This window comes from Moorena sp., assembly GCF_982860115.1.
Genome location: NZ_CEYLVT010000368.1, coordinates 1 through 4651 on the forward strand (window position 1 = coordinate 1; position 4651 = coordinate 4651).

A 4651-nucleotide genomic window follows, 5' to 3' on the forward strand; every position below is an offset into this window, starting at 1 on the left:
AAAGCCCAGCGCCTCCTAAGGGATGCCCGGATTGGCTGGGAAGCCTACACTGAACTCCTTCGCGGACCGGCTCTGTAAGAGCAGAGTCAGTGTAGGAGCTGTCACTTACTATAATCTATACTTTGGGGTTGCTTACAACAGAAGTAACCCATTTTTCATTGGTTGTCTGGTTGAACGCGATCGCGTGGCCGTTCGCGTAGCGTGGCCGAAAGGCCAAAAGGCCAAGGTTTTCTGGTTGAAGGTTGTTTGGTTGAAGGTTGTTTGGTTGAAGGTTGTTTGGTTGAAGGTTCTTTGGTTGAAGGTTGTTTGGTTGAAGGTTGTTTGGTTGTTTGGTTGTTTGGTTGAAGGTTGTCTGGTTGAAGGTTGTTCGCGAAGCGTGGCCAAAGGCCAAGGTTGTTTGGTTGTTTGGTTGTTATTGCCCAGGCGTCCCTTGTCGGTTAGGTTGAGAGTTCAAGCTAAATAGGCTATAGTGCTAGACTTGTAACTTGTCACTTGGTCTGTAACCATAGCAAGAGTAATTGAAACGTGAACAAGAACAGATCTTGAACAGATCTTGAAATTCTGTTCCATCACCCCGTCACCCCATCACTCCATCACCCTATCACCCTGTGAATCTGCCTTCTTTTCTCTGGCTCTGGAAAATAGCTGCTTGGTCAATGGGTTTGTCCCTCTTTGCCTATGTACTGCTGGCAATCACCGGCAGCATTGCGTTTTATCAACGTAACTCCGGACGTCCACGACCGACTTGGTTACGCCCTCTGCACTACATCATTGGCTGGATCATGGTCGCTCTAGTCTTGGTTCTGCTGGGGATTGGTTTAGTAGGGACCATCGGCCATTACGGTCATCTAGGTCATTCAGCCCACTTAATTGCTGGATGGTCTGTAGTAGCACTAGTGTTGCTCTCAGGCTTTAGTGCTACCCAAATTAGTGCTCAACAACCCTTAGCAAGGGCTGTTCACGTTGCTACCAACATTGCTTTGCTAGTGGGATTTACCTGGGTTTCCCTGACTGGTTGGGAAGTTGTCCAGAAATATATGAGGCATTAGGCCATCGAAAGTTGAAAGTTGAAAGTTGAAAGTTGAGAGTTGAAAGTTGAGAGTTGAATGTTGAATGTTGAATGTTGAATGTTATCTGTCAGGGATGGATGCCTTTACTTCGCCGATGGACGATTTTCAGAACGATAAAAAGGCTTCTTGACCACAAGGGCAGGATAGGATTTACCCCGGATTTCTACTTCCAGCTGCTGTCCAACTTTGCCCAACTTTTTGGGAACATAGGCTAGTGCGATCGCATTTCCTAAGGTTGGTGCTAATGTACCACTAGTGACAACTCCTACCACCTCACCATCAGCTAGCACTGGGTAACCATGGCGAGCAATCTGCCTTCCTTGCATCTGGATCCCAACTAGCTTGCGCTCGATCCCCGTTGCTTTTTGTTGCTCTAGCACCGAGCGTCCGATGAAGTCTCCTTTGCTATCAAGATGCACTAGCCAACCTAACCCAGCTTCTAAGGGTGTAGTGGTATCATCAATATCTTGTCCGTAGAGTGCCATAGCCGCTTCTAGCCGCAGGGTATCTCTGGCACCTAAACCACAGGGAGTGACACCAGACTCTAAAAGTTTCAGCCACAACTCTATTCCCACATCTGGGTCTAGCATCAGCTCAAATCCATCTTCCCCCGTGTAACCGGTTCTAGCCATAAATGCCGGTTTCCCCAACACCGTTGCCTCTAGATGTCCAAACGCTTTGACTGGTGCTAAGGGTTCTTTGACCAATGGCTGAAGATGTGATACTGCCAATGGCCCCTGTACTGCGATCAACACTTTTGATGTTGAGAGGTCTTGTAAGGTAACTAAATCAGTATCCAGGTGAGCTAACAACCAGTCTTTGTCTTTGGTGCAGGTTGCTCCATTAACAATCATCATCCCCCGCTGCTCCCCAGACTCCTCCTCACCTTGGTAGTAGAAGATAATATCATCAATGATTCCACCATTCCCATTTAACAACACCGTGTATTGAGCTTGACCCGGTTGCAAGCGGGTTAAATCCGAAGGTACTAGAGACTGCAATTGCTCCCGTAGTTGCTTACCATGAAAAGCAAACTTACCCATATGGGAGATGTCGAAAATTCCGACAGCAGTTCGTACTGCAGCATGTTCTTTTTTCAATCCGCTAAATTGTACTGGCATTTCCCAACCCGCAAAAGCTGTCAAGCGGGCATTTTGTGCTACCACCTGATCAAATAGGGGAGTGCGAGCCAATTTAGGGGTTTCGGATTGAGACTCTGGAGATCCTGGGGAATTTGCCACGGGTTTTAATAATGGTGTTTAGTTATCAGGTTAGTCTAACATTTATCTGGTATTATCAGATGCGTTACCGTAGCACAATGTGGAATGGGCATCTTGCCCGTGTAGCACAATGTAGAATGGGCATCTTGGCCGTGTAGCACAATGTGGAATGGGCATCTTGCCCGTTACAATTTAGCGTTTTATTAACAACAGTTGGTAAATAGTTGGTAAACGCGCCACTTTTAAATTTATCACCATTAAGCTACTATATTGTATTGGTAAATACTATCCCACTATCATGAACAAGAAACTAATTTGGTATATCAAATCTCAAGTTGGAGTTCTGCTTTTTCCCTTAGGTTTATGCTTATTTGGAGAAGCCGTTTCTAAACGAATTGAAGGAGAGCCTTGGTTTTGGTTAGGAACCTTAAGCTTAGTGGTGATTAATGCCGGGATTGGTTTGATGATTGAAAGCGGATTGATATCCGGTTTTCCTAGGGATAACGTTGCTAAAGACGACTCAAACTAGTCAGTCCTAAAGACTGAATAAATGCTTTATATAAGCATTCAGCATTCAGCGGTGAGCTAAAAGCTCACGCTACGCGAACAGCGGTCAGTGGTCAGCTGACAATCAACCTCTTTCGTGACTATTAAACTAATCCTTAACTCTTTTCTTGAAAAGACTTTCGTGACTATTAAACTAGTCCTTAGCTGTTTTATTAAAAAGCTGTTCGCGTAGCGTGCGAGTATAGCGCATTAGCTGATAGCTGATAACTGATAACTGATAGCTGTTCGCGCAGCGTGCGCGTAGCGCATAAGCTGAATGCTTAGACTAGTTTACCAAGGTAACTTGCTTCCATCCCAGGAGAAAAACTGTCCACTATCCCCTGTATCCAGCTTTTCGATTACCCCCAATAGTTGAGTAACAGTACGCTCTACTGGGAATAACTTATCAGCAGGTACATTTTTTTGAAAGGGTTTAGAAAGGCGGGTATTGGTTGTACCAGGATGTAACGTAACAACGATAGTTTGAGGACTTTTTCTACTATATTCAATTGCCACCGTTCGCATAAACATATTTAAGGCTGCTTTCGATGCTCGATAGCCATACCATCCTCCCAGTTGGTTATCACCAATACTGCCAATTTTGGCAGAAATGCTAGCAAAAATACTGCGATCGCTATGACGGAATAATGGTAAAAGATGTTTAGCCAGCAGCACTCCTCCAATACTGTTAACCTGGAAGTAACGCATCAAGTGTTCTGAATTAATCTGTTTCAAGCTTTTTTCTGGTTGTAAGCTGCCGTCATGAAGCAATCCAACACAATTAATCACTAAGTGAAGTTTGTCTATCTCTACACTAATTTGTTTGACAGCTTCAGATACTTGCAACTCATCGGTAATATCCATCGATAGACAAACTAATCGATTAGGATAGTTGTTTGCAAGGGCAATTAATTCCGAACTAGAATCATGGTGACGATAAGTGCCATAAATCTTGGTAAACCTTTCATCTTGCAGTAATTGTTTGACAAACGCCAGACCAATACCTCCACTGGAACCGATAATTAAGGCATTGGCATTGTTAATTCTATCTATAGACATTTATGGAAAATTAGTAATTGATAACTGCTATAGCAATCCGTGTAGTAATTGTGATAATTTTGTTCCCTTTGCTATAGATATTAACAAACAACATTAGCTCAAAATTTGTGACAAATCTAATACAAATCCAGGCAATACATCCTCTCCTGACAAGCTGCTCGGGGATTCCAAAACCTCCCTATCCTGCCCAGGGCGATAAATTGTTACCTGTTGATTTTGAGGGTCAATTAACCAACCTAGACTTACACCACAGTCAATGTACTCTTGCATCTTTTCCTGCAACGTCTTGAGGTTGTCATTAGCAGAGCGGAGTTCCGCTACAAAATCAGGAGCCATTGGTAATAATTTAGCAGGATCTGGATTCAACGCTTCTAATCTTTCTCGCCTTACCCAGGAGGCATCAGGAGAACGATTGGCACCATTAGAAAGCCTAAAGCCCGTTGAAGAATCAAACGCTAATCCGGTTCCATCAGCATCAGCCCAATTACCCAAACGTTGCGTTAGTCGGCTATTCCGGTTTCCGCTTTTCCATCCCGTTGGTGCCATGATAATTAGTTCTCCCTTGCTGGTACTCTCAAGACGTAAATCTCTATTGTCCTGACAGAGTTGGAAGAACTTTTCATCAGTTAGTTCAATGGTGGTAGCTAAGTTTAGAATAAGAGCAGTCATAATTTATAATTATAGCAGTTTCGGGGAGGAAGAGAGGCAATAGGCAATAGGCAATAGGCAATAGGCAATAGGCAATAGGCAATAGGC

General features: G+C 44.0%; 6 protein-coding genes. 2 read left to right on the forward strand and 4 right to left on the reverse strand.

The genetic code is table 11. From position 1 onward, the window contains the following. Positions 1-132: 132 nt before the first annotated feature. The gene (locus AC4II3_RS31360) at positions 133-384 is read right to left on the reverse strand and encodes a hypothetical protein (RefSeq protein WP_488008213.1); all 252 of its coding nucleotides are present in this window, start codon (positions 382-384) and stop codon (positions 133-135) included. Positions 385-608: 224 nt separating this feature from the next. On the opposite strand from AC4II3_RS31360, the gene AC4II3_RS31365 reads away from it, so the two are divergent. Beyond that, positions 609-1049, forward strand: a complete 441-nt coding sequence (locus tag AC4II3_RS31365) for a DUF4079 domain-containing protein (RefSeq protein WP_488008211.1) — start codon at positions 609-611, stop codon at positions 1047-1049. Between the two features lie 104 nt (positions 1050-1153). Here AC4II3_RS31365 and gcvT read toward each other — a convergent pair whose 3' ends face one another. Continuing rightward, positions 1154-2311, reverse strand: a complete 1158-nt coding sequence (gene gcvT, locus AC4II3_RS31370; RefSeq protein ID WP_488008209.1) for a glycine cleavage system aminomethyltransferase GcvT — start codon at positions 2309-2311, stop codon at positions 1154-1156. Between the two features lie 277 nt (positions 2312-2588). On the opposite strand from gcvT, the gene AC4II3_RS31375 reads away from it, so the two are divergent. Beyond that, positions 2589-2819 (forward strand): hypothetical protein, encoded by a 231-nt coding sequence (locus tag AC4II3_RS31375; RefSeq protein WP_488008207.1) that lies wholly within the window; start codon positions 2589-2591, stop codon positions 2817-2819. A gap of 308 nt (positions 2820-3127) precedes the next feature. On the opposite strand, the gene AC4II3_RS31380 is transcribed toward AC4II3_RS31375, so the two are convergent. Then, positions 3128-3895, reverse strand: a complete 768-nt coding sequence (locus AC4II3_RS31380; protein WP_488008205.1) for an SDR family NAD(P)-dependent oxidoreductase — start codon at positions 3893-3895, stop codon at positions 3128-3130. A 93-nt stretch (positions 3896-3988) separates the two neighbouring features. Then, complete coding sequence (locus AC4II3_RS31385) at positions 3989-4564, reverse strand: Uma2 family endonuclease (protein WP_488008203.1); 576 nt, start codon at positions 4562-4564, stop codon at positions 3989-3991. Positions 4565-4651: the final 87 nt, after the last annotated feature.